This window comes from Chromobacterium sinusclupearum, from assembly GCF_002902845.1.
In the GTDB taxonomy this organism is placed as follows: domain Bacteria; phylum Pseudomonadota; class Gammaproteobacteria; order Burkholderiales; family Chromobacteriaceae; genus Chromobacterium; species Chromobacterium sinusclupearum.
Genome location: NZ_PPTF01000072.1, coordinates 27,923 through 29,714, shown reverse-complemented (window position 1 = coordinate 29,714; position 1,792 = coordinate 27,923). Strand labels below are relative to the sequence as shown.

At 61.3% G+C, this 1,792-nt stretch carries 3 protein-coding genes; all 3 read right to left on the bottom strand.

Annotated elements, in window-relative coordinates; all coding sequences use genetic code 11:
* The coding region (locus C2134_RS15650) for an ATP-binding cassette domain-containing protein (protein WP_146042176.1) at positions 1–369 on the bottom strand (369 nt) is incomplete at its 3' end.
* 22 nt (positions 370–391) lie between these two features.
* Complete coding sequence (locus C2134_RS15645) at positions 392–1,459, bottom strand: ABC transporter permease (RefSeq protein ID WP_103321074.1); 1,068 nt, start codon at positions 1,457–1,459, stop codon at positions 392–394.
* Between the two features lie 16 nt (positions 1,460–1,475).
* Positions 1,476–1,792: ABC transporter permease (locus tag C2134_RS21940; protein ID WP_233196478.1), on the bottom strand; the 317-nt coding region annotated here is incomplete at its 5' end.

The window sequence follows — 1,792 nt, the reverse complement described above, 5'->3', positions numbered from 1 at the left end:
CTCGACGATCTGCTCGCCCACGCTGAACACCGGGTTCAAGGAGCTCATCGGCTCCTGGAAGATCATCGCGATGTCCTTGCCGCGCAAACGGCGCAGCTCGGCCTGGCTCAGCTTCAGCAGGTCGCGGCCATCGAAACGCAGTTCCGACGCCGGATCGATCTCGCTGGTTTGCGGCGGCAGCAGCTGCATGATGGCCATCGACGTCACCGACTTGCCGGAGCCGGACTCGCCCACCAGCGCTACCGTGCGGTGCGCCGGGATGTCGAAACTGACGCCCTTCAGCGCCTCGAAACGGCCGCCGTCTTCCTGGCGGAAACGCACCTTCAGGTTGCGCACCGACAGCAGGGTATTGTTGTTTGGATTGCTCATGATTGGTTTCTCCTCGTCCCGCTCACTTCGCCGCCGCGCGCGGATCCAGCGCGTCGCGCAGGGCGTCGGTCAGCATGCTGAAGGCGGTGACCAGCACGGACATGAACACCACCACCATGGCCAGTTGCCACCAATAACCCTGCAGCAACTCTTCCGGCACCTCCGCCAGCATGGAGCCCCAGCTGACCTGGCGCACGTCGACGCCGAAGCCGAGGAAGGACAGGATCACTTCATACTTGATCAGGCCCACCATCAGCAGGGAAAACTGCACCAGCAGCAGGTGGGAGATATTGGGCAGGATATGGACGAACATCCGGCGCGCGCTGCTGGCGCCGATGGCGTCGGCAGCCAGTACGAACTCGCGCGAACGCAGCTTGATGAACTCGGCGCGCACCAGCCGGAACGTGCCAGTCCAACTGGTCAACGACAGCACCAGAACCACCGTGCCCAAGCCGCGGCCAGCCACGGCGGCGAAGGCCAGCAACAACAACATGTCCGGCATGGCCGTGAATACGCTGTAAAACCACATCAGGAAATCGTCGATCTTGCGGCCAAGAAAGCCAGCCATCCCGCCCAACACCGTGCCGATCAGGATGGACAGCAAGGCGCCGGAGACCCCGACAAACAGCGAGGTGGAAGTCCCCTTAATCACCTTGTCCAGAATGTCGCGGCCGCGTTGGTCAGCGCCGAAGGTCAACGACTCAGCCTTCTTCACTTCCGGCACCACGTATTTGTCGCGATTCTGGCGCGCCTTCAGGGTTTCCGCCCAAATGGGGTCCTCCGAGGGGCGCAACCCCTGCAGCTCGGAAGCGGCGCTTGTCTTGAGCGGAGCCTGTTCAACGGAAGCCTCTGAATGCAGCTTCTGATAGATAAACGTAGGAGGCGCATACGAAACCGCGATTTCATCGTTCCAGCCGCGCCCCGTCAATCCGACCCAGCTAGTCAGCGCCAACAGCATGAAGGCCAGTACGATCCACAGCGATACAAAACCGATGCGGTCACGTTTCAGACGCTGCCAGCCCAAGCCCCACAGACTGCGGGATGGCGCGGCTGCCGGCGCTCCGCCGGCGGTATGTTGCAATGTCGTCATTATTGTTCTCCCCCGCTCACTTCAGCTGTACGCGCGGATCAATCCACTTGTAGAGGACATCCGCCAACAGGTTGAACACCATGGCCGCGCCGGCAATGGTGATAGTGATGGCCTTGATCACCGGAAAATCGCTCTTGTCCACAGCATTCAGCAGCTCATTGCCCATGCCGGGAATGCCGAAGAAGCGCTCCAGCAGCATGGAGCCCAACATCAGGAAGGGCAAGGACATGGTGATATTGGTGACAACCGGAATCAGCGCGTTGCGCAGCACGTGCTTGAACAGCACCTTAGGCTCAGACAAGCCCTTGGCGCGCGCGGTACGGACATAGTCGT

What these genes read in the sequence shown, in the direction of transcription:
- C2134_RS15645 (WP_103321074.1), bottom strand. Translation starts at nt 1,459, where the DNA reads ATGACGACATTGCAACATACCGCCGGCGGAGCGCCGGCAGCCGCGCCA.